Annotated in this window: 15 protein-coding genes; 8 read left to right on the top strand and 7 right to left on the bottom strand. The window is 45.8% G+C overall.

What is annotated here, in order from left to right:
* The first annotated feature begins 10 nt into the window (after positions 1-10).
* Genes EXT46_RS08645 through brxL form a run of 5 tightly spaced genes read left to right on the top strand, consistent with a single transcriptional unit; the run spans position 11 to position 10,489 of the window.
* Positions 11-1,180: an AAA family ATPase gene (locus tag EXT46_RS08645; RefSeq protein WP_130146691.1), complete on the top strand. Its 1,170-nt coding sequence runs from the start codon at positions 11-13 to the stop codon at positions 1,178-1,180.
* A gap of 7 nt (positions 1,181-1,187) precedes the next feature.
* The gene (locus EXT46_RS08640; protein WP_130146689.1) at positions 1,188-1,925 is read left to right on the top strand and encodes a hypothetical protein; all 738 of its coding nucleotides are present in this window, start codon (positions 1,188-1,190) and stop codon (positions 1,923-1,925) included.
* Positions 1,922-5,644: a BREX-1 system adenine-specific DNA-methyltransferase PglX gene (gene pglX, locus EXT46_RS08635; RefSeq protein WP_130146687.1), complete on the top strand. Its 3,723-nt coding sequence runs from the start codon at positions 1,922-1,924 to the stop codon at positions 5,642-5,644. The genes EXT46_RS08640 and pglX overlap by 4 nt, the downstream gene beginning before the upstream one ends.
* On the top strand, positions 5,644-8,397 hold the full coding sequence (gene pglZ, locus EXT46_RS08630) for a BREX-1 system phosphatase PglZ type A (protein WP_130146685.1): 2,754 nt from the start codon (positions 5,644-5,646) through the stop codon (positions 8,395-8,397). Before pglX ends, pglZ begins: the two co-directional genes overlap by 1 nt.
* A gap of 16 nt (positions 8,398-8,413) precedes the next feature.
* On the top strand, positions 8,414-10,489 hold the full coding sequence (gene brxL / locus EXT46_RS08625; RefSeq protein ID WP_130146683.1) for a protease Lon-related BREX system protein BrxL: 2,076 nt from the start codon (positions 8,414-8,416) through the stop codon (positions 10,487-10,489).
* 152 nt (positions 10,490-10,641) lie between these two features.
* On the opposite strand, the gene glmS is transcribed toward brxL, so the two are convergent.
* Together glmS and EXT46_RS08615 are read right to left on the bottom strand one after the other, a co-directional pair.
* Complete coding sequence (gene glmS, locus EXT46_RS08620) at positions 10,642-12,462, bottom strand: glutamine--fructose-6-phosphate transaminase (isomerizing) (protein WP_022944908.1); 1,821 nt, start codon at positions 12,460-12,462, stop codon at positions 10,642-10,644.
* A 63-nt stretch (positions 12,463-12,525) separates the two neighbouring features.
* Complete coding sequence (locus EXT46_RS08615; protein ID WP_022944907.1) at positions 12,526-13,290, bottom strand: DeoR family transcriptional regulator; 765 nt, start codon at positions 13,288-13,290, stop codon at positions 12,526-12,528.
* Between the two features lie 241 nt (positions 13,291-13,531).
* On the opposite strand from EXT46_RS08615, the gene EXT46_RS08610 reads away from it, so the two are divergent.
* Both EXT46_RS08610 and EXT46_RS08605 read left to right on the top strand, forming a co-directional pair.
* Positions 13,532-15,004, top strand: coding sequence for a methyl-accepting chemotaxis protein (locus EXT46_RS08610; RefSeq protein ID WP_130146681.1), 1,473 nt, complete (start codon positions 13,532-13,534; stop codon positions 15,002-15,004).
* The gene (locus EXT46_RS08605) at positions 14,991-15,509 is read left to right on the top strand and encodes a DUF6436 domain-containing protein (protein WP_130146679.1); all 519 of its coding nucleotides are present in this window, start codon (positions 14,991-14,993) and stop codon (positions 15,507-15,509) included. Before EXT46_RS08610 ends, EXT46_RS08605 begins: the two co-directional genes overlap by 14 nt.
* 5 nt (positions 15,510-15,514) lie before the next feature.
* On the opposite strand, the gene EXT46_RS08600 is transcribed toward EXT46_RS08605, so the two are convergent.
* From EXT46_RS08600 to EXT46_RS08580, 5 genes are all read right to left on the bottom strand, one after another.
* Complete coding sequence (locus EXT46_RS08600; RefSeq protein WP_130146677.1) at positions 15,515-15,835, bottom strand: DUF6482 family protein; 321 nt, start codon at positions 15,833-15,835, stop codon at positions 15,515-15,517.
* Positions 15,836-15,933: 98 nt separating this feature from the next.
* Positions 15,934-18,339, bottom strand: coding sequence for an ABC transporter permease (locus EXT46_RS08595; RefSeq protein ID WP_130146675.1), 2,406 nt, complete (start codon positions 18,337-18,339; stop codon positions 15,934-15,936).
* A gap of 169 nt (positions 18,340-18,508) precedes the next feature.
* Positions 18,509-20,902: an FtsX-like permease family protein gene (locus EXT46_RS08590; protein ID WP_130146673.1), complete on the bottom strand. Its 2,394-nt coding sequence runs from the start codon at positions 20,900-20,902 to the stop codon at positions 18,509-18,511.
* A gap of 2 nt (positions 20,903-20,904) precedes the next feature.
* Positions 20,905-21,612, bottom strand: coding sequence for an ABC transporter ATP-binding protein (locus EXT46_RS08585; RefSeq protein WP_130146671.1), 708 nt, complete (start codon positions 21,610-21,612; stop codon positions 20,905-20,907).
* A 10-nt stretch (positions 21,613-21,622) separates the two neighbouring features.
* Positions 21,623-22,876: an efflux RND transporter periplasmic adaptor subunit gene (locus EXT46_RS08580; RefSeq protein WP_130146669.1), complete on the bottom strand. Its 1,254-nt coding sequence runs from the start codon at positions 22,874-22,876 to the stop codon at positions 21,623-21,625.
* A gap of 219 nt (positions 22,877-23,095) precedes the next feature.
* Here EXT46_RS08580 and EXT46_RS08575 point away from each other — a divergent pair, with 219 nt between their 5' ends.
* Positions 23,096-24,493, top strand: coding sequence for a sigma-54 dependent transcriptional regulator (locus EXT46_RS08575; protein ID WP_130146667.1), 1,398 nt, complete (start codon positions 23,096-23,098; stop codon positions 24,491-24,493).

Here is a 24,493-nt window from a genome sequence, read left to right as displayed (position 1 = left end):
GGGGCTTATTATGATCAAAAGAATAAGCGTTAGCGCATTCAAATCGTTAGTTGATTTTGAGTTAAACCTTGACTCGAAGTTTAACTGCATCATTGGTTTAAACGGTGCAGGGAAAAGTTCGGTTTTACAATTATTTAGCTATGTATCTGCACTTATTGAAGGAAAAATTGACGGTTGGTTAAGTGAAAGAGGTTGGGAAGAAAAAGATGTGGCTTCTCATTTCTTCCCCACACGAGAAACGTTTGATCTTGTACTCGATATTGAGCTTTCAGATAAGCAATTGCGTTGGGAAGCAACTTACAACTGGAAAAGAGGCCTGTGTACAAGTGAGACTTTAACTGATTTAGCCAACGGTCAGCAGCTGTTACGTCTATATCAGGGAAGACTCAAAACTAAGCGTCACAGTTTACCGGACCTAATTTTCAAATATTCAGGTTCAATATTGTCTGCTTTGGATGATTCGGCTTTACCACAAGAAGCCGTCATTTTTCGAAATTTTATGACTAATGTTGATAGTCATGACCTTTTATCGCCTAAGGTCATGCGTTCAGGTCGTTTTGCTTCAGCAGGAAAAATAGGTAGTGCAGGTGAGTACTTGATTAGTTATATCCACAATTTGGAAAAGAGTGCGCAAGATACTTTGCGAACAAACTTGTATGGTTATTTTCCTCAGGTTGTGAATATTGATACTAAAACTGAGTTGGATGGCACATTAAGCCTTTTGCTAACAGAGCGGTTTTATAATGAGGATGGCTCTCACACCGATGTTGTAACTAATGCCAAGCATATCAACGATGGCATGTTGCGTATTTTAATTATACTGGCGAGTCAAAGAACTAGTTCGAAATTCCAGCAATTTGATGAAGTTGAGAATGGTGTGAACTCTGAAATAACCGAAAAACTGGTCGAGGCATTCATAAACTCACCTCAACAGGTGTTGATTACAACGCACAGTCCAATGGTATTGAATTATATAGAAGATGATTTAGCGAAGAGTTCTATAACACTTGTTTATAGAAATAAACAAGGACATACCAAAGCAACCAAATTGTTTGCGTTACCATCTCTGACTAAGAAACTTAATTCGCTGGCTCCTGGCGATGCTATGCTTGACGTGTACCTAAAAGATGCCGCCGATGAAGCCGAGCTTCTGGCAAATTCGTCAGCGTTGAGTCGATAAGAGCACCATGATTACAAGCATTTTGGTTACAGGTGAAGGTAGCTCGGATATGGGTGGTTCAAATAATGGGCAATCAATATCAACAGATGAGTTTTACAATCTTGGTCCTATGGCATTGTTAGCGGTTCGCCTATTGCAGAAAATTATCCCTGATTGGAATGAAGATAATATCGATTTTCAATCACCAACTGATTGGATTACCTGTATTTCTGGTAATGAGTTGGCACGTCAGGCAAAGAATGTTCGCAAACATCGACCAAGTAAAAAGTTAAAAAAAGGCTTCGTCGAGCATGCAAATAGAGCCACAACAATGGCTGGCTATGCAAAAGACAATGGACACCAGTTGGCTCTCTATTTTCATGATACTGATAAGTGTGATTTTGATGATTTACATCAATCTATCATGCTCGGCTTTAATGGAATTGAAGGCGTGTATGGAATACCGATGATACCCAAACCAACCTCAGAAGCTTGGTTGATATGTGGTCAAAAGCAGGATCCATATGCTCATTGCACAGCTTTAGAAACCGAACTGTCAGGGAATGATGCTGCATCAGATGAAAATGCCCCTAAGAAAGTTTTAGCTCGATTGTTAGGGCAAGAAGCGACAACAGAACAGCAATATGAAATGGTAACGGGGATAGATATCACACGCATAGACATGCCTAGTTACAACCAGTTCAAAACAGATTTGACCACAGCCATCGAAGGTGTTTGTGGTCACGGAACAGCGAGAACATTATGAATACTGCAAAGCTTAAAACATATGCGCCTCAAGCAAGACGTGAGTTTATCACCGCTGTTTCAAAACAACTAAATCAGCTGGGTATATACAGCGACAAACAGATATCAGAGGTGAAACAAGAAGGTTCAGTATTACTTATTGAAGGTAAAACCTTTGAGCCTAGCGTAAAAACGGCCAGAGAGCGATTGGTCAAAAAGGTTCAGGCAATGGGCTATAACCAGCTCGTGGAACAAGTAGCTTATACCTGGTTCAACCGTCTGTGTGCTATTCGCTATATGGAAATCCATGACTATCTAGGCCATGGTTTTCGTGTTTTGTCGCACCCTGACAACCCTAAAGGTTTTGAAATTATCGACCATGCGCAAGACGCTGCGGATGAACTCGGGTTAGATAGATCTCGCATTATCGAACTCAAGCTTGCGGGCAACAAAGATGAAGAGCTGTATCGTGAGCTGTTGTTAGGCCAGTGCCATAAGCTTCATGAAGCTATGCCTTTTTTATTCGACGCTTTGGACGATGAAACAGAACTTCTGCTACCAGACAACCTAACGCGTACCGACTCAATTCTGCGTGGATTGGTAGACGGCATCCCTGAAGAGGACTGGCAACAGGTAGAAGTTATTGGTTGGCTTTACCAATTCTACATCTCTGAAAAGAAAGATCAGGTAATAGGTAAGGTGGTCAAAAGTGAAGACATCCCTGCCGCTACCCAGCTATTTACACCCAATTGGATTGTGAAGTACCTGGTACAAAACTCAGTCGGTCGTCAATGGCTGCAAACCTACCCAGATTCTGCCATTAAGTTGCAGATGGAATACTACATTGAGCCCGCTGAACAATCTGACGAAGTTAACCAACGGCTAAAGGCTATTACGCCAGAATCTATCGAGCCTGAAACCATCAAAGTACTTGACCCAGCTTGTGGCTCGGGCCACATACTGATTGAAGCTTACAACGTACTAAAAGCCATCTACGAAGAACGTGGCTTCCGCTCTCGTGATATTCCTAAGATGATTTTGGAGAACAACCTCTACGGCCTGGACATAGATGATCGTGCAGCACAGCTATCTGGCTTTGCGCTGATGATGATGGCGAGAGATGACGATAAGCGTATTTTTGCCCGTAACGTGCGACTCAATGTACTGTCATTACAGGAAAGTAACCATATCGACCTGCCGACCTTGTGGAAAGCACTCAATCTATCGGGAAGTTGGCAAAGCGGCACATCACAAGGCTTGTTCTCGGATGATGAGCAAGATTTAAGCTCGTTCAATGCAGACGACTGCATGGATGCAGGAGGTAGAGCGACGCAGGATGCCAAAGCCGACAATCGCTACCAACTGCTGAAGCGAACATTGGCAAGATTTACTCAAGCCAAGACCTTTGGTTCTTTGATTGATGTACCAAGCGATGAGCATGAGCAGCTAAAAGAGCTACTGAGCACGCTTGTCGAGCTTCAAGAGTCAGGTGACTCAATGCAAAAGTCTGCGGCGAAGCAATTGATTGAATTTGTGCATCAGGCATTGATTTTATCGACTCGTTACGATGCGGTGATTGCTAATCCGCCTTATATGGGAAGTAAATACCAAACGGCTGAAGTTAAGAAATTTTTAAAAGATAACTTTAAGGGGTATGAAAAGGATTTATTTTCAGCCTATATAATCCGAAATTTACAACTTGCTAAAGAACATGGTCAACTTGGTTTCATGACTCCGTTTGTATGGATGTTTCTTTCAACTTACGAGCAGTTAAGAAGGAAGTTGATTGATGATGAAATCATCTCAACTCTTATACAACTTGAGTATTCAGGCTTTGATGGAGCAACAGTTCCAATTTGTACTTTTACCCTAACCAAGGGGCATGTGCCTGAATATTTGGGGTCTTATATAAAGCTTTCTGATTTTCGTGGTGCAGCCAATCAAGGCCCGAAAACGCTTGAAGCAATTGCAAACACTGGTTGCGGTTGGTTTTATAAAGCAAAGCCGGATAATTTCAATAAAATCCCCGGTAGTCCAATTGCTTATTGGGTCAGCAAAGCAGTTGTGAATATTTATGAAGAAAGCCCTAAAGCAGGAGAAATATCACAAGCCGCCGTAGGACTTCAAACGGGCGATAATGATCAATTTATGCGATTTTGGTACGAAATTGATTATTCAAAATTTTCTGATAAATTCAAGAATACAGATGAGACGATTGGCAGTGAAAAAAAATGGGTTCCATATAATAAAGGTGGATCTTATAGAAAGTGGTATGGAAATAGAGAATATGTTGTAAATTGGCAAAATGACGGTAAAGAGATAAGGAGCTTTAAAGATCATAATGGAAAACTAAGATCTCGGCCGCAAAACACGCAGTTTTATTTTAGAGAGGGTATAACCTGGTCAGAAATAACCTCTTCCTGGAAATCTTTTAGATATAATGAAGCTGGCTCTATATCTGATGTAAAAGGGCAATCTGCATATTTTTGCTCAAAGAGTGAGCTCGTATCAACTCTTTGCTGGTTAAACTCCAATGTGGTTGAATTATTGACAAAAATTCAGAATCCTACTCTTAGTTTTCAATCAGGAGATTATAAGAACCTCCCATTGCCAGCACTAGATGATGAAATTATTCCGCTAGGTGAAAAAGCTATATCGCTAGCTCAAAAAGATTGGGACTCGTTCGAGACTTCGGAGCGGTTTGGAAAATCCCCTTTGTTATCAGATTCTTTTAGAATAAAGGAGTCTTATTATAAGTATTTTAATCACTCGAAAGGGGAAACTGATCAGCTTCGAGAACTGGAAGAGAAAATTAATAGTTACCTAGTTATTAAGTTGAAACTCGATGAAGATATTAAGAGTAGTGTTTTAGAGGAGCAAGTTACACTAAAAGCTAATCCGATATATCGATATGGTGCCATTGAAAACGCAAGTGTCAAGTTTAAATCTGAGACAATCTGTGAGTTATTAAGTTACTCTATCGGATGCATGATAGGACGCTATTCTGTTGATCGAGAAGGTTTAGTCTATGCCCATTCAGGCAATGATGGCTTCGATAAACTGGTTGCCGAAGGAGCTTACAAATCTTACCCTGCCGATGATGACGGTATCATTCCGTTAACCGACCAAGAATGGTTCAAAGACGACGCAACCAATCGTTTCCGTGAGTTTGTTCAAGTTGTTTGGGGTGAAGAGCACCTGCAAGAAAATCTCGATTTTGTTGCCGAATCACTATGCCTAAACGCCATTAAACCACTCTCTAAAAAAGGGCACTCTGAATCAGCGCTGGAAACGATACGCCGTTATTTATCGACTCAGTTCTATAAAGACCACCTGAAGACTTATAAAAAACGTCCTATTTATTGGCTATTTAGTTCTGGTAAGCAGAAGGCCTTTGAGTGCCTTGTGTATTTGCATCGCTACAACGAGGGCACGCTTTCTCGTATGCGTACCGAGTATGTCACCCCGTTACTCGGCAAATACGATGCTTATGCTGAGCAGCTTGAAAAGCAGATTGAAACGGCTGACTCGACCAGTGAAGCAAACCGCTTCAAGAAAGAGCTGGATGCGTTAATCAAGAAACAGGTCGAGCTACGAGAGTTTGATGACAAGCTAAAACACTACGCCGATATGCGTATTTCACTGGATCTCGATGATGGCGTGAAAGTGAATTACGGCAAGTTTGGTGATCTGTTGGCTGAGGTTAAAGCCGTTACCGGTAAAAAGCCGGAGGTGAACTAATGCAGATCAGTGAACTGGCGCAAGGCGTCGCTGCCAAATTCGAACAAAGCCGCATTGTATTTTGGTACGACCCAGAGCAAAGCTTTACTGAAGAGCTCGAGCATTTAGCTAACGCTCTATCTATTGCAAAAAAAGAAGGGCTTGCAAAAGAATCAGGTGATAAAGCGGCAGATATAACTGCTAGGGTACTGCCAAAGAATTTGACCATCCTCAATATGAGCAATGAGTCCGTATTAGCAGTGAAAAAGCGCATTGAAGTAGATGAGCGTGAAGCTAAATTCCTTATCTATTTCCCTAGCGCTGAGCCAGAGCCTGATCGTGATTGGTTGCTAGACGTGCGTTTGTATAGCGAGCAGTTTTTTGCTGATCACAGCTCAATGCTGCTTAATGAGCTGGGTATTCCGAAAATGGCGCTTCGCACGCACATTCGTAAGCGCCAGAGCTTTTTTGCCAATAAACAGCGCATAGCCGGTTTAAAAAAGTGGGTGACTGAGAACGAAGACGAACTGTCGTTAGACAGGAAGATGATGGCAGTGGTTGTAAAAGCTGATTCTGCGTCTTTGTCGGACATTTTGCTTGGATTACTGCGCGCTTATTCTACGGCGCTAAACGCGCCCGCCACAGGCGCTGACGGCTTATATGAAGATGAAAGCCTTGGCCAGCCCGATGCCTTTAAACAAGTGTGGAGCCAGCTAAGTAAGTATGATCTTGAGACCTCACTCTGGACATATTTGAGTGAGGGTTTTGGCTATACAGTCGAAGAGCCAACCTTCTCTGACTTCGTGTTGAAATTGTTCTGTACTGAATTCTGGAGCCAAATTGAAGGCGTTGAACGCGATTGGTTGCTTAACAATGTTCTAAAAAGCGCATCAGGTCGGGCGACAGCCTTGGCATTTATGGTGAGCTGGCGCGACAGTCGCTCCTTCGCCGCTTACTACGAAAGCATCTCTAAGGTGCTTAGCCAACAGCTGGAAATTTCGACTCGTGCTGGCCAGTACCATCCGGTTGAGCTTATCGAATGCGAAACGTTCGAAGCTGTGGAACAGGCCATAATCCGTGGTTTAGTTCGTGATTTGCTCGATAGCAGTAAAGCGCTAGACCGGGTTCAGTTTGATACGGTCTTATCAAGACGTCTTGCTAGCCACTGGACATTGTCACGCAAAGAATACTTCGCAATTTATGAAGCTATCCGCAACGCTGAAGAGTTAATGAACTTGCGAAATCGCTATGTGGACGGGTTCCACTTTGATAACGCGAAAGCAATGTACGACGCCTATACCACAGACATTTATCGTTTTGACCAGGCTTACCGTTTGTTCAATGAACATGTGCACTCTGTATTGAGTAAAGGTGCAGACATACTGCGTCAGCTCGACGACGAAGTCGAAAGCATTTATACCAACTGGTACTTATATGAGCTTGGCCTTGCCTGGGATCGTCATTTGGCCAATGAGAAATTACTTGAGAAGTGGCAGATTTCTGGCGTACCGCACCAGTATGACTTCTATGAAAAAGAAGTTCGCACACGACTGAGTCTGAAACAGACAAAACGAGTGTTTGTGATCATCTCTGATGCCCTGCGTTTTGAAATTGCGAATGAGCTTGGCGCTATCATTAACAACGAGAAGCGATTTAAAGCTGAGGTGTCTACGCAGTTGGGTGTTTTGCCGAGTTATACCCAACTTGGGATGGCGGCATTATTGCCTCATAAGGCGCTCAGTTACCAGCCGCTTTCTACCTCTGGCGCAAGCGGAGGCACGGCTGTTTATGTGGATGGTATTTCTTCACAGGGTTTAGACAACCGCAACACCATCCTAAAAAAAGTAGGTGGTATGGCGGTGAGCTCTAAGGAGCTGATGAGCTGGAGTAACCAGGAGGGGCGTGACAAGGTTCGAGACGTAGAAGTAGTTTATATCTATCACGATACCATTGATGCGATTGGTGATAAGGCTGCAACTGAAGAGAAAACTTTTGAAGCCTGTCGTAGTGCCATTGAAGAGCTAAAAGACCTTGTTGGCCGTGTCATCAACCGTCTAAACGGAAGCCGAGTTGTGATCACTGCTGACCATGGCTTCCTATTCCAACAAAAAGCACTTGTAGCGGCTGAAAAGACCAAACTTACCAGTAAGCCGAACGGAGTATTAGAAGCGAAAAAAAGGTATATCGTAGGTAAAGGTTTGCCTGATGATGAAAGTTATTGGAAAGGTTCTATTTCAAATACTGCTAATGGAATTAAAGAGCCTGAGAGTGATTATAACTTTATGGTGCCAAAGGGTAGCCAGCGCTTCCACTTCGTGGGTGGTGCTAAGTTTGTGCACGGCGGAGCGATGCTACAGGAAATATGCGTACCGGTGTTACATGTGCGCGAGCTGCAAAAAGAACAAGCAGCAAAACATGAGAAACAACCGGTAGGTGTTGTAGCAGCCACTCAGCCCATCAAACTAGTAAATAATATCGACAAGGTCAGATTTATTCAGACAGACCCTGTAGGCGAGCGTTTTGTCGCACGGTTGTTGGATGTCTATATCGTCGATGCACAAGGTAATGAAGTATCCAGTCGTGAAACGATTAACTTTGATAGCGTGAGTAAAGTTATGGATGAGCGTACTCGTGAAGCTAGGTTAAAGCTTATTGGCTCTCAGTTCGACAGGAACGCTCAATACACATTAGTTCTTGAGAATGCGGAAATGAGAACCCGATATAGCCAATACGCGGTAACCATTGATTTGGCATTCCAAGATGATTTTTTCTAAGGCGCTGGGGTGAAACATGACAACTGATTTTTCACAAGATCATAAAGACGAAAAAAGTCAGATGCAAAGCGCCGACTTAGACGCATTGCTCAATCAATATTTTAAAGGCCGTGTCGTTCGAAAAGATCTGACAAAGCAGTTGAAAGAAGGCGCTAACGTCCCTGTCTATGTGCTTGAGTATTTACTAGGCATGTATTGTGCGTCCGATGACGACGAAGTTGTAATGCAAGGCCTTGAGAATGTGAAAAAAATCTTGGCTGAGAACTATGTTCGACCAGATGAAGCGGAGAAAGTGAAGTCACTGATCCGTGAACGCGGCACGTTTAAAATCATCGACAAAGTAAGCGTTAAGCTCAATCAGAAAAAAGACGTCTATGAAGCTGCGTTGTCGAACCTGGGGATCAAGGATGCTCTTGTACCGACCAAAATTGTACAAGACAACGAAAAATTATTAACTGGCGGTATCTGGTGCATTATTACCGTGCAGTATTTCTTTGAGGAAGGTCAGAAGACATCACCTTTCTCCATTATGAGTTTAAAACCGATACAAATGCCGTCCATGAACATGGATGAGGTGTTTTCAACCAGAAGACATTTTAGTACCGATCAGTGGATGGATGTGTTGCTTCGTTCCGTGGGTATGGAGCCAACTAACTTAGAGCATCGGGTGAAATGGCATCTTATTACTCGCATGATCCCATTCGTTGAAAACAACTACAACATTTGTGAGCTCGGACCAAGAGGTACAGGTAAAAGCCATGTCTACAAAGAGTGCTCACCAAACTCATTGCTTGTCTCGGGTGGACAAACAACTGTGGCGAACTTGTTCTATAACATGAGCTCGCGCCAAGTTGGGTTGGTTGGTATGTGGGATGTTGTCGCCTTTGATGAAGTAGCGGGTATTACCTTTAAAGACAAAGACGGCGTTCAGATCATGAAAGACTATATGTCGTCGGGTTCATTTTCTCGTGGACGTGATTCAATCGAAGCGAAGGCTTCCATGGTATTCGTCGGTAATATCAATCAAAGCGTTGAGACACTGGTGAAGACCAGCCATCTGTTGGCACCTTTTCCTGATGCCATGATTGACACTGCTTTTTTTGACCGTTTCCATTCCTATATTCCTGGATGGGAAATACCGAAGATGCGTCCTGAGTTTTTCACCAATAGTTATGGATTAATCACAGACTATCTTGCTGAATACATGCGTGAAATGCGCAAACGAAGTTTTGCTGATGCTATCGATAAGTTCTTCAAACTCGGTAACAACCTTAATCAGCGTGATGTAATTGCTGTGCGAAGAACTGTTTCGGGTTTGTTAAAGCTATTACACCCTGACGCACAGTACACAAAAGATGATGTAAGAGCCTGCCTGACCTATGCGCTGGAAACTAGACGTAGAGTCAAAGAGCAATTGAAAAAGCTTGGCGGAATGGAATTTTTTGATGTGCACTTTAGCTACATCGATAACGAGTCATTAGAAGAGTTCTTCGTCAATGTACCGGAGCAAGGTGGCAGCAAGCTAATTCCTGAGGGCTTACCTCGCGCTGGTGTTGTGCACTTGGTTACTCAGGGAAGCACTGGGCAGCTTGGGTTATATCGCTATGAAACCCAGATGATGGCTGGTTCTGGTAAACATTCAGTGTCTGGCCTTGGTTCGAATACCGCAGCGAAAGAAGCTGTGCGTGTTGGCTTTGATTATTTCAAAGGTAACCTGAATAGAATCAGTGCGTCGGCGAAGTTTTCTGATCATGAGTATCACCTTCATGTTGTTGAGCTGCACAATACAGGGCCAAGTACAAAGTCATCGCTCGCTGCATTGATTGCGTTCTGTTCAATTCTGATGAACCGACCGATTCAAGAGCAGATGGTTGTTTTGGGTGAAATGACGTTAGGTGGTGTCGTCAATCCTGTTCAAGATCTTGCAGGCAGTCTTCAGTTAGCTATGGACAGTGGCGCAAAGCGTATTTTGCTCCCAATGGCCTCAGCCTCAGATATTCCAACGGTTCCTGCTGAGTTGTTCTCAAAATTCCAGATCAGCTTTTATGCAGACCCCGTCGATGCTGTGTTTAAGGCGCTTGGGGTTAATTGATTAACTAATAATAAACGTTTAAATGCTACCAGTAGTTTCGTATATTTTACTGGTAGCATACTTTTTTGTAGCGAACTTTACCCAGAGTTGCACACATTAAACTCTGTTTCGATCATTATTTAACGTGCACACGCGCCTTTTTCAATTTCTTCTTACTCCACCGTTACCGATTTGGCTAGGTTTCGGGGCTGGTCAACGTCGGTGCCTTTAATAACCGCAACGTAGTACGAAAGCAATTGTAGTGGGATGGTATAAACCACTGGTGCAATAATGTTTTCTACATGGTTTACATTGATTACCCGCATGGTCTCGTCCGATGCAAAGTGTGAGTCTTTATCGGCAAACACGTAAATGATACCGCCACGGGCACGCACTTCTTCTACATTCGATTTTAGCTTTTCGAGTAACTCGTTATTCGGCGCCACGACGATGATCGGCATATCGGCGTCAATCAAGGCTAATGGGCCATGTTTGAGCTCACCCGCAGCATAGGCTTCGGCGTGAATGTAGGATATTTCTTTGAGTTTCAACGCTCCTTCCATAGCAATAGGGTACTGCGAGCCACGGCCTAGGAATAACGAGTGGTGTTTGTCGGCGAACTCTTCCGCTAACTCCTCAATGCCCTCGGCCAAGGTCAACGCTTCTTCAAGCTTGTTGGGCAAGGTCTTAATCGCACTTACAATAGCACGTTGATTAAGGCCTTTTTCTTGGGCGATAGACGCCGTTAGCATCAACAAGCCAACCAACTGTGTGGTAAAGGCTTTTGTTGAAGCCACACCAATTTCAGCCCCTGCTTTGGTCATAAAGGCTAAATCAGACTCGCGTACCAGCGATGAGCCCGGCACGTTACAAATGGTCATCGACGCCATGTAGCCTTGCTCTTTAGCCAAACGCAAGGCAGCCAAGGTATCAGCCGTTTCACCCGATTGGGAAATCGTTACTAATAGGCTATTTTCGTGCACGAACGACTCGCGATAGCGGAATTCTGAGGCAATTTCGACATTACAGCTAACGCCGGCAAACTGCTCGAGCCAGTAACGCGCGACCATTCCCGAGTGATACGAGGTACCACAGGCAATAATTTGCACGTGTTTTACGTCTTTAAAAATTTGCGTTGCGCCCTCACCAAAGGCATCTACACTGACGCGCTCATCGTGCAAACGACCATCCAAGGTATTACGCACTGCCAATGGCTGCTCGTAAATTTCCTTCAACATGTAATGGCGGTAGTCGCCCTTGCCAGAGGCGTCTTGGGTAATATTAGATTCCACCACTTCACGCTCAACACTGTGGCCGTTGCTATCGAATATTTCCACGCTATCGCGGGTAATACGTGCCACGTCGCCCTCTTCTAGGAAGATAAAGCTGCGGGTCACAGGCAATAGTGCAAGCTGATCAGAAGCAATAAAGTTCTCGCCGAGTCCTAAGCCAATAACTAGCGGGCTTCCTGAGCGCGCAACAATCACTTCATTATCGTTGGCTTTATCAAATACCACCGTGCCATAGGCACCTTCTAGTTGTTTCACCGCTGCTTGTACAGCACTGAGCAAGGAGTTGTGCTGTTGGCGCAATTGATGGATAAGGTGCACCATAACTTCGGTATCCGTTTGCGATACAAACTCGTAGCCATCGCCTTGTAATGCTTCGCGCAAACTCGCATGGTTTTCGATAATGCCGTTATGAACCAGTGCTAATTCACTGTTAGAGACATGCGGGTGGGCATTAGCTTCGGTAACGCCACCATGGGTCGCCCAGCGAGTGTGGGCAATGCCCGTTGTGCCGGAAACATTGGCTTCATTGAGCGCACTTTCCAACGCCGCCACCTTACCCACAGCTTTAACGCAATTTAAGGTGCTTTGTTGCGATAGCGCTACGCCTGCTGAGTCGTAGCCACGGTATTCAAGGCGCTTAAGGCCCTCAATTAAAATTCGGTTCACAGGGCGTTCGGCAACGGCCCCTACTATTCCACACATAGATTCTCCATTTGCACAGTATGTGTTGTTAAAAAGCCCGATGTTGTCGGTCGGGTTATGTGTTTATACCTTGGCGCAAATTAAATGTACGCCATGCGCGCTGATCTCTTGGCGCAAGTCTGCAGCCAAGGTGTTGTCGGTGATCAGAGTGCTGACCTTGTGCCAAGGCAGTTCTAAATTTGGGATACGGCGGCCTATCTTGTCAGACTCCACCATCACCACCACTTCACGAGCCGCTTCAGCCATCACTTGGCTTAGGCCGATAAGTTCGTTGAAAGTAGTGGTTCCACGGGAAACATCGATGCCATCAGCACCGATAAATAAAGTATCGAAATCATATGAGCGCAATACCTGCTCTGCTACTTGCCCTTGAAAAGACTCTGAATGTGGGTCCCAGGTGCCACCGGTCATCAATAAGGTCGGCTCGTTCTCTAACGCCAGTAAGCGATTAGCAACATTAATGGCATTGGTCATCACCACTAGGCCTCGTTTGCTCGCCAGTTCCGGGATCAAGGCGGCGGTGGTGCGCCCGCTATCGATGATAATACGGTGATGATCTTTAATAAGCTGAGCGGCTGCCTTGGCAATCGCGCGTTTACGGGCTGAGTCTTGCGGCTCTTCACTGGCAACGATTTCATTGGGTAAGGCAATCGCGCCGCCGTATCGGCGTAGCAAGAGGCCATTTTTCTCAAGTGTTGCTAAGTCCTTTCGAATCGTAACTTCTGATGTTTGCAGCTGCTCCGCTAACGCCTCGACCGAGACTTCACCCACTTCATTAACTTGGCTAAGTATAGTATGGCGGCGTTGCTGGGTATTGCGCTTAGTCATTCAGTTACACTTAAGTTTCGGTTCGAAAGATAAGCCATTATAGTCGAAACTTTATGTCAAGCTCAATGCACAAATGGTATGCGCATAAAAATAGTCGCAAAACGCTTAATTACGGCTTAAGCACAAGCAGTTAGTGATCAACACTGATACGAGCAACGTAATAATTTCATTACTTAATTTGCGCTTGCTCTAGCCAGCGCCTAGCCTAAAACAACGGAGTGTTTAATAAAGGAAATTCAACTTGGTTAAATCCTCATCATTGTTCATATCGCTGTTTATTATTCTCACCGTTGAGTCGCTGGCACTGGGTTTGTATTACGACAACATCGGGCAAGGCTTAGTCATCAGCTTTATTATCGCTTCTTTACCCATATACCTGCTTAAAAGCGCCCCGCAAAGCAGGCTGACACATCATGTGAGTGCCGCAGCACTGATGATGTTCTCGTTTTTGCATATTCATCAAGCCTACGGCCTGATTGAAGTGCATTTTGAGATTTTTATTTTTATGGCGATTTTGGTCATTTTTAAAAACTGGCGCATTTTTATCACCGCACTTTTATTAGTCGCTGCGCATCACATCAGTTTTTACTTTATGCAAACGGGCGATGTGGGCGTTTACGTATTCGACCCACAAAGACTCGCCTTTAGTACCGTGCTTATCCACGCTGTATACGCCACAGCAGAAGCTCTCATTGCTGCTTATATCGCACATATGTTGTATCAGGAATATCAAGGTGGAAAAGCGCTGGAGTCTGCCATAGAGAAGATAGCCCGCGACCCAATGAAGCTAGACCTTTCTGTGCGTGTTGAGGCGAAAGATAGCAATGCACTGGCACAATTCAATACCCTACTCGATCAACTCAGTAGCGTTGTTGATTCGGTCCATAAAGAGCAGCAAGCGCTTATTCAAGGCGCCACCAAGGTGGCTGAGCTACAACAATTACTCACCCAAAACGCCGAGCATAAACAAACGCAAAATAACCTGATTTCTCAAGCAGGAGAGCAAGTGAGTGATGGCTTTAGCCAAGTTCAAAGCCAAAGCGAGCACGTGGCCGATCAATACTCGATGATTTCAACGCAACTGCAAGGTGCCATGAAAGAAGTCCATGAGACCGACGCACAAAGCCATGCTTTAGCGCAAATGCTCGACACCACGCAGCAGCAGTTAAAGGATTTGGAGTCTAGCTGTGCGCTTATTTCTAACCTGCTCAATGACATTAATGCCATTGCCGAGCAAACCAACCTATTAGCATTGAATGCCGCTATAGAGGCAGCCCGGGCGGGTGAACAAGGCCGGGGCTTCGCGGTGGTTGCCGATGAAGTAAGATCGCTTGCCAATACCTCAAAGCAAGCCACCGACAAAATAGCACATACGCTTAAAGAGCTGGTCGCTAACAGTGATAAATCGACCACCTCCATGGGGCACTGCATTGATAAAGTGAATATTGTCGAGCAACTGAGTTCCTCAGTTTTGGAGGCTATCTCAGCGGTGGAACAAACCATGATAGTGATTAAGGATGATTCTGATAATGTTAAAGACATTGTTTTGCAGCAAGCCAGCAATACTCAGCAAATAGCCCAGCAAAGTGTTCATGTACGCGAACTATCAGAAAAAGACAGCATCAACATCCATCAGCTTGATGAGCAGGTGGCCAATATGCTCAATGCTTTAGATAGTTTGAAGGCTCAGGTATCTCGTTTTGTCCAGCGCTAACAAACAAATATTGAAGTTGGTTATCAGCGGCCTGTGGCTGCTGTGCAGTGCAGTGGCTTTGTGGTTTGTGGCCGACAAACGGGCCACTGTATTTGATCCAAACAACATGTTGCAGCAGCCACATTGGCAACGCTCGTTACTGCCGGTATTAGCGGATATTGATAGTGAAAAGCACGGCACCACCTTGCTGTTGGTGGGCAATGAGCAATGTCGTTGCCAACGGGTCGCTGCGCCTCACCAAAATAAGGTCATAGCTGATGCTCGCCGAGCAGGAATAAAGGTTCGTCAGGTCGATGCATCATCACTGCCCACAGGCCTGCTACCTGCTGTGCCCGCAGCCATTATGTTGGCGCATGGCAGCGTGCTTTACGCTGGCCCCCTCTCTGTTGGGCTCGGATGTGCCATCGAAGATGGCATTATTGATACTGTTATAAGCAACTACGAAAATGGCTTTCACAGCTCGATGCTAGTAAGCAAGGTCTCTGGCTGCTACTGCCGTGTGTAGCAGCGCTACACCGTTGAGCCGGCTCGCTTGAGCTGACGAATTTCCATATTGCTGATGCCATCACCACAAAAATCACTGGGTCCTATTTCTTCATACGCAGACTGCATTTTCAATAATGCTTGAGTCGCGCCGAGTTCAACCAGCGCACACTCGGCTTCACGCAAAGAATTAAAGGGTTTCAATACGTCGTTGTTATCGCTCAGAATATGATAATTACCGTCGGTATCAAGGGCTCCGGCTAAATAATGATTAGCATCGGCATAACTAAGGATGATGGCGCGATATTGGCTATCGGCTAACGCGGCTTTAAGTTGATTTGCTTGCATAGGTTGCACTCCTCGGTCTATTAACTGTTAAACGCAGCAACAGCGGGAATGGATTAAAAAAAGCGCACTTTCGTGCGCTTTGAGTAGGGTTGGGTTAATTATTCATAGCGCAGCGTTAACGAAGGCCGGGTGCTAGCCGCTCTAAAGGCGAGGCTAGCCACAGTTAACCAGGTGATCATGGCTACCAAAGCGGCGGCGACAACGTAAAACCACATAGCCTGATCAATACGCTCGTTAAAGTTTGCCAGCCAATCACTCACTAACCAGTAGGTTAATGGGAAGGCAATGGCAGTACTTATGGCCACCAGCAGTAGGAACTCTTTGGCGAGTAAGTTAACAATACTTAACCTAGATGCACCGAGCACTTTGCGCACAGCCACTTCTTTTTGACGGCGTAAGGTAGAGAACGCAGCTAATCCAAAGGTACCTAGGCAGGTTAATAAGATTGCTAAAATACAGAAAATGGCAACTAAAGTGGAAACACGTTCATCGTTTTTATATAACGCACGGTAGTTATCTGCTACCAGCTCAATATCAGCATTGTGCACATTTAACTGGTCACTGACGATTTGCTGCACCTGCGTTTTTACTGCATTAAGCTGGCTCGGCTCAAAGTTAATAATCAACTTGCCCTCGTTGGCCCAGCTAAAGCCGCACACCAAAATTAATGGCGATGCCGAAGCCTCACGTGCTGAACCAATGGTAACATCATTGATCACGCCCACAATTTTGAGCACTTCCTGATTGTCTCCGGAACTGCTGTAAAGCTCTTTGCCAATGGCTTGCTCGGCACTCTTATACCCGGCCACTTTAACGAATGATTGCGATACCAGCACCCCAGCCCGGCCGTTGCCATCGTCGCCCAAGCTATGCCAATCACTGCCATAGTCGGCGCTCAGGTCGCGCCCAGCGATAACCTCTAGCCCAGCGGTTTCAGCAATATTAAAGCCCACGCCAATAAAAGGGATCACAGAATCATTTAACTCACCGTTATCCGAAGTCACGGTAAAGCTGGTGTTGAATGACGAGGTAAAAGAGGCATCGGTAATGCTGCTAGAGATCACACCAGGGACAGCATTGATGCGCTGATTCAAGACATTGTTGTGCTTAAAGTACAATTGTCTAGCCGGGATATCATCCACTTCTAAACGGTATTGTTTTTCATAGCCAACCGCCAGCGATTGCAAGTGACTGAGCTGCTGATGCAAGGAGAATGCACCGATGATCAGGGCAATAGATAAAGAGGCCTGCAAAGTCAGCAACAACTTGCGCACCAAAATAGCAGTACGACCGCGCTGAATATCACCGCTGAGCACGCGTTTCGCGCTAAACGCTGACATAAAAAATGCGGGGTACGCGCCAGCTAACACGCCCACCGATACCACGACCGCGACTAAAATAATGCCAAACTCTGAAAAATAGTCGATCACCAAGGTGCGCCCTACCAACTGGTTAAACGCTGGTAATGCTAATTCCAGTAGCGCGCACGCAAGCACCGCTGCCACACTGGTTACCAATAAGGATTCCACTAGGAATTGATTAATAATTTGTGCCTTGCTCGCTCCCAGCGCCTTGCGTACACCCACCTCTTTGGCTCGTTTAGCCGACTGCGCGATGCTCATATTAATGAAGTTAAAAGCCGCCAACACGATTAATAGAATACTCAGCGAAAAGCTGATCAACACCACGGTGTACGAGCCATTTTCTTTAAGCTCGTAACGGCTATCGGAATGCAGGTGAATGCTAGGTAGGTGCTCAAAGGATAAGGTCACGAAACCGAGCGGCTGATCTGGATAAACAAGTTCAGGGTAAGCCTCGGCAAAACGTGCTTGCTCGGCTTTGATATCAGCGTCGGCAGCAAAGCGTACATACACATAAAAGTTATTGAGCTGGTAATTAGGATTTTCGTCCTGCATTGCCACTAACCCGGAAAAAGCAAAGTGGGTATTATCTTGCAAATCGGCGAATACGGCGGTAACTGTGTAGGTCGTTTGCCCTTTGCTTAAGGTCTCACCAATAGCATTAGCCTGGCCAAAAATACGTATGGCTTCATGTTCGCTCAACGCGATTCTGTTCGGTGCGCTCAGCGTGCGCTGCAAATCACCAAAAAGCACATCGAGCGCAACAAAGTCGGTGATATTGGTGCCTGTGGCAAATAAATCTTTCATTTTGTAATAGTTGCCATGAGCACTAAAATCCCCAGATAGCCGAGGATGCATTTTCAAGGCAAAGATATCCTCTACCGCACCATTTTTTGCCACCTCTTGCGCTGCGTAGTAATTAGTCACCGGCGCATTCACTCCCATTTCACGAAAGTGTTGCGATAACCGATAAGTGTGCTCAAAGTGGGGCTGATGCGCGTCGACACTGGCCTCAAAACGGGCAAATAGGGCCATTAAAATAGCCGCAGCCAAGCCCACCGCCAAGCCAAATACGTTTAATAGAAAATGTTGTTTATGGGTTACGAATGCGCGTAGCGCAGCCGATAAGTAACTAGTGAGCATAGGTGCACTCCTGCTGATGTATATACAAGCTGAGTAATGCCAATATCTTTCTGCTTCGTGCGCTATTGTTCGCCACTTCGAAGTCGTTATTGTTGTTCGCCGGCATATTGCATATGTTTTTTATCATTGTGATTTTTTGCGGCGACGCCCTAATGGCGCCGCCTACACCTTATTCGTATCTCAGTGTTAATGAAGGGCGCGTACTGGCCGCTTTAAAGGCTAATCCCGCAACCGTCAGCCAGGTAATACCGGCAACAGCGAGAGCGGCGATGCCATATACCCAGATAGCCTGCTCAATACGGTCGTTGAAGTTTGCTAACCAGTCACCCACCAGCCAGTAGGTCACTGGATAGGCTATGGCAATGCTCAGCGCCACTAGCAGTAAGAATTCTTTAGCTAAGATGTTGATAATACTGGTTCGAGAGGCGCCAAGAACTTTGCGTACAGCAATTTCCTTTTGTCGGCGAATAGTCGCGAATGACGCTAAACCAAAGGTACCTAAGCAGGTTAAGAACACGGCCAACGCAGTGAATATAAACACCACTTGCGACACGCGTTCATCGCCACGCAGTAAGTTTTTATAGTCCTCTGAAAGTAAACTGATTTTAGGCTCATAAATCTTGGCATGATTAGCTAATACCGTTGTTACTTGCTGCTGAATGTATGGCAAGTTTTGCTGATCGATATTCATTATGACCTCAGCCACAGGGCCATAACTCAGCCCACATAGGAACATGATGTTCGAGTTTGCATCTTGGGCATTACCCACTTTTACATCTGCTACCACGCCGACCACTCGCATTGCCATCCCTTGCCCTTGAGTGGTGATGGTTTTACCCACCATTTCACTCGGATGTGAATACCCCGCTTGCTTAGCAATAGATTCGGTTACCAAGGTGCCAACCTGAGTGGTACCGTTAATTCGTTGCGCCCAGTCACCAGCATACTCGGCGCTAAAACTACGACCGGCAATGAGCTTAAGACCTAAGGTTTCCACAACGTTAAAATCGGTACCTATAATTGGCGTTAAGCCTTCGGTGCTCTCACCATTAGGCCACACCGGTGCCACGGTATTATTGATTGAGACAGTGAGCTGAGTATCCACCACACTGACATTGTTTACGCCTTCAATTGCAGCGAGATTTTTAACTAAAGCACTGCGCTCTTTGGTCAGCACCATTTTGCGCGGCAACTCAGAGATAACTAAGCGCTGTTGCGTTTCATACCCCAAAGGTAAGCTTTGTAAGTAGGCTAATTGCTGCTGCAAAGTCACAGTAGCGATAATTAAAGCTATAGATAACGAGGCCTGTAAGGTAAGTAAGCTCTTACGAACGAATATAGCTGTATTACCTCGCTGTAAATCGCCACTTAACACCCGTTTCGCGCTAAATGACGAAATAAAGAAGGCAGGATACAGCCCTGCAAGTAAGCCCACCGCTACGGCCACCGCCAGCACCACAACGCTAAACATAGAGGCGTAGTTGACCACCAGCTCTCTGTCTACCAAGGCATTAAAGCTAGGGAGAATAAGCTCAACGGCAATGCACGCGAGCACCATGGACAGCAGCGATACCAACACCGACTCTGATAAGAACTGCGTCACAAGCTGGGCTTTGCTTGCACCTAGGGCCTTGCGCACACCCACTTCTTTGGCGCGTTTAGCAGATTGCGCCACGGTCATATTAATAAAGTTAAAGCCAGCAATAAGAATCAGCAATACACTCAGCCCTGCACAAATCACTACCACCTGTTTAGCTCCCCCCGTTTTCATTTCAAACGGTGATTTAGCGGTTAAATGCAGATCACGCAGTGGGTGTAACTCAATGCTCACCTGATAGCTTTCATCATTAGCGAAGTACTGCTCTGTGAGCGTTTTCGCCAGAGCCTGGGTGTCGGTATTAGGGGCCAGCTTTAAATACACATAGCTGTGATTGGCACGCAGGTTTTCCGGGTTATGTTCAAAGTAGGCCAGGGACTTAAAGGCAAAATGGGTGTTATCGGCCAAATCGGCGAACACGGCTCGCACGGTGTACTGGCCATGCTCGTGCACCAAGGTTTCGCCCACCGCATTCACCTTCCCGAAGATACGCAGTGCCTCGGATTCGCTCAATGCCAAGCCATTTGGCGTACTCAACGCCTGACTTAATGAGCCATCTAAGGTGCGCAAGGCAATAAAACGCTCAATATTAGCGGTGGCGCCAAACAAGCCATCCAACTTATAACCTTGGGAGCGATAGGTCACGTTGGCAGGGGTGGCCTGAGTTTGTTCCGACAAAGTTAGGGCAAACACATCCTCGATTTGACTGTAACTTTGCGCATTTTTCGCCTGCGTGTAGTTAGAGATAGGGATCACTGCCAAGCCAAGTTTGCTAAAGTCTTGGCCGACGCGATAAACCCGCTCAGCGTCAGGCTGCTGCGCGTCATAGGAAAGCTCATTAACGGCAAAAAGCGCTACCAAAATAGCTGCGGCTAAGCCCATGCTCAAACCAAACACGTTGAGCGCGAAGTGCTGCTTTTGTAGCTTAAAAGCACGCAGCGCCGTAATTATGTAACTTAAGATCATGGCTATGCCACCTCTGTATTAACCGCAGGATTAGCGGTATTGGCTTTATCTACCATGATTTGGCCATCAAGTAGGCGAACTAGGCGGTCGGCATAGTTTCCTTCTTTCTCTGAGTGCGTCACCATGATCACTGTGGTGCCCTCGCGATTAAGTTCACGCAGCATGGTCATGACTTCATCCCCGTTTTTAGAGTCCAAATTACCGGTGGGCTCATCGGCGAGGATCAGCTTAGGATTAATTACCAGTGCTCGCGCGACGGCGACGCGCTGCTGCTGACCACCGGAAAGCTGTTGCGGTAAGTGATCGCCACGGTGATCGATACCTACGCGCTTTAAAATAGCTTCAACACGTTGCTTACGCTCAGCTTTATCTATTTTTTGATATTGCAGCGGCAGCTCAACGTTTTCATACACGGTGAGCTCATCAATAAGGTTAAAGCTTTGAAACACAAAGCCAATGCTGGCTTTTCTCAGCTGCGCTAATTGCTTTTCGTTGTAGCCAGCAATGTCCTCACCCAGAAACTCAAACTGTCCGCTGGTTGGCGAGTCAAGCATGCCAAGGATAGATAACAAGGTAGATTTACCACACCCTGAAGGGCCCATAATGGCCAAAAAATCACCCTCTTTAACGCTGAGGTTTATATCATTAAGTGCTGTTGTTTCAACGTCTTGAGTGCGAAATACGCGCGATAAGTTAGTTAGCTTGATCATCATTGTTCCTTTAAAATTGTAATTGTTGTGCTTTATCGAAGTTGCTGTAGCTTGAGGTGATCACTTTGTCACCGGGCTCAAGACCGCTGAGCACTTCGTAAAAATCTTGGTTTTTTCGACCTAGGCGGATGTCGCGGCGAACGGCGCCACTGTTATCATCATTCATGACATACACCCAGTTACCGCCTGAGCTGCTAAAGAATGCGCCTCGCGACAACAACAGCGCATTATCTTGACTGCCGCCAAGCATCAGCTCGACATCCAAGCTCTGCCCCCGTTTTATGTTGCTCGCTTGCTCTGGCAGTTCGACTTCAATTTGAAATTGTGATTGCTGCACGCGACTGTCTATTTTGGTGACTGTGGCGCTGACATTCCCTTGTTCAAGCTCAATAATGACCTCCATACCAGAGCGTACTTGGCTGAGATAAAACTCATCTAAGCGGATCACCAGCTTGTACTCATTAGGTATATCAATCTGACCCAAACGCGCGCCACGGCTCTTTGATGCGCCAATTTCGACGTCCAACTCACTCAAATACCCATCTACCGGGGCAGTGATCAGCAAGTTATCGAGGTTGCGGCGCGCAAACTGGAGGTTTTTCTCGAGCATTTCGGCACTATCTTGTAGCTGCGCCAACTGCACTTCGCGAATGCTTTTCTCTTGCTGTTGACGCTCAATGGTGAGCTCTTTACGTGCTTGATAATAAGCCAAGTCTTCTTTTAACTCAGACAGCTGCTCTTGAGAAAGCATGCCTTTTTCTACCAGCGGCGCAGTTTGCTTAAGGCGGCGAGTTAGGTGAGTGATTTTCAGTTCAATTTCTAATAAATCTCGGCGTAGGTTTAAGCGGCTGGTCTCCATATTCATCTGGGTGTTACGCAAAAAGTTAAGTTGCTCAGTAACTTGTGCTTCCCGGCTCATTACATCAAGTTGCAAATTGGTGTTACTTAAACGCACCAGAGGCTGACCTTTTTTGACAAACTCACCCTGCTCTACAAGACGCTCTTCCACCTGCCCACCGGCAATGGTGTCGAGGTAGATGGTGGTTTTTGGTACTACTTGCCCACGTAAACTTAGTGCATCGACAAATTCGCCTTGGTTTACTGTGCTTACCGTTAAATTACTGGCATTAACCGTTTGGCTACGACCTTGTGAAGAGCTTTGACTAAATCCGTACGCAGCGGCCGCAACACTGAGAGCAATAACCGACATTGCGACTTTCTTCGCGTGCTTTTTTAAGCCTGATGATTCTATTTTTCTATCCATCTCAGTCACCCAATATATGTGTTCGCTATATGCAGGGTAACTATCAAGCTCCGTGCCAAAATTTAATTTTCATAAATTTCATAGGCTTAATGTTAATATGGGATTATTCTGAGCAATAAGGTGTCCGCTTATAGAACACCTCAATTCTTTACAGTGCCCATTTGTGGACAGGGAATGAATAACTGGGGTAGGCTAAAAAGAAAAAGCCAAGGCAGGGATATGAAACAGGCAGGCTCTATACTAGTGGTTGATGACAACCCCGATATTCTTATCGCCGCGCGTTTATTACTTAAACAGCATTATCAAAGCGTTAAAACCACAGATAATCCCTTTGATATAGAGGGTATCGTTAACGAGCAACAGCAGGCTGACCAGCCCATTGATGTGATTTTATTGGATATGAACTTTACCCAAGACTCCATCAGTGGCCAAGAGGGATTCTACTGGCTAAAAAAAATCGCCGCGCAAGACCCCACGATTGTGGTGCTGCTTATGACCGCGTACAGCGACATTCAACTGGCTGTAGATGCAATAAAGGCTGGTGCCGCAGATTTTATCGCCAAGCCATGGCAAAACGATCAGCTGTTAGCCAGTGTCGCTGCTGCTTTTAGCCATGCCAAAGACAAGCGCCAAGTGGGTCAGCTGAAGCGTCAAACCCAAGGCTTAAACGATGCATTAAATAGCAATAAATTTGCCTTTTTAGGGCAAAGCGATGCGATGTTAAAAGTATTCGATACCATCGAACGAGCAGCCCAAACCGACGCCAATATTCTTATCACCGGTGAAAGTGGTACCGGTAAAGAGCTCACTGCCCATGCTATCCACCAGCAAAGCCTACGTCATAGCGGCCCTTTTATTAGCGTTGATATGGGAGCCATGAGCGCATCACTGATGGAGAGCGAATTATTTGGCCATAAAAAAGGCGCTTTCACTGATGCCAAAGAAGACCGCGTTGGCCGCTTCGAACTCGCTGGCGGTGGCAGTTTATTCTTGGATGAACTGGGCAATTTGCCGCTGGAGCAACAAGTGAAGCTTTTGGCAGCATTGCAAAATCGGCAAATTACACCCATTGGTGGCAGCAAAACCATCGATGTCGATATTCGTTTAATCAGCGCCACCAATGATAATTTACATGAGGCGGTCGGCGAAGGCCGTTTTCGCCAAGATTTACTGTATCGAATCAATACCGTGGAAATCGCCCTGCCGCCACTGCGCGAGCGTCATCAGGACATTCCTTTACTGGTTGACTACTACCTCAACCATTTTGGCCAAAAATACAAACGCGAACTTAGCGTTAGCAACTCCAGCATGCAGGCGTTAAGTAGCTATCAATGGCCAGGCAATGTACGCGAACTAGCGCATGCAATAGAACGAGCGGTGATCCTCTCTACCGGCACTGAGCTAGATATTGGCTCAGTTATTAGCGCACCGGCGACCACCGGTAGCGTAGCACCACAGCAAGGTGAGCAATATGATACCTTCAACCTAGAAGAGCTTGAACATCGCGCAATTCGCGCTGCACTCACTCACTTCCAAGGTAATGTGAGCCACGCCGCTAAAGCATTAGGGCTGACTCGTGGTGCCATGTATCGACGCTTAGAAAAATACGGGCTTTAA

Source organism: Pseudoalteromonas sp. CO325X, from assembly GCF_004208955.1.
GTDB lineage: Bacteria > Pseudomonadota > Gammaproteobacteria > Enterobacterales > Alteromonadaceae > Pseudoalteromonas > Pseudoalteromonas ruthenica.
The sequence above is the reverse complement of the archived record's forward strand: the minus strand, read 5'-3'. Positions and strand labels throughout refer to the sequence as shown.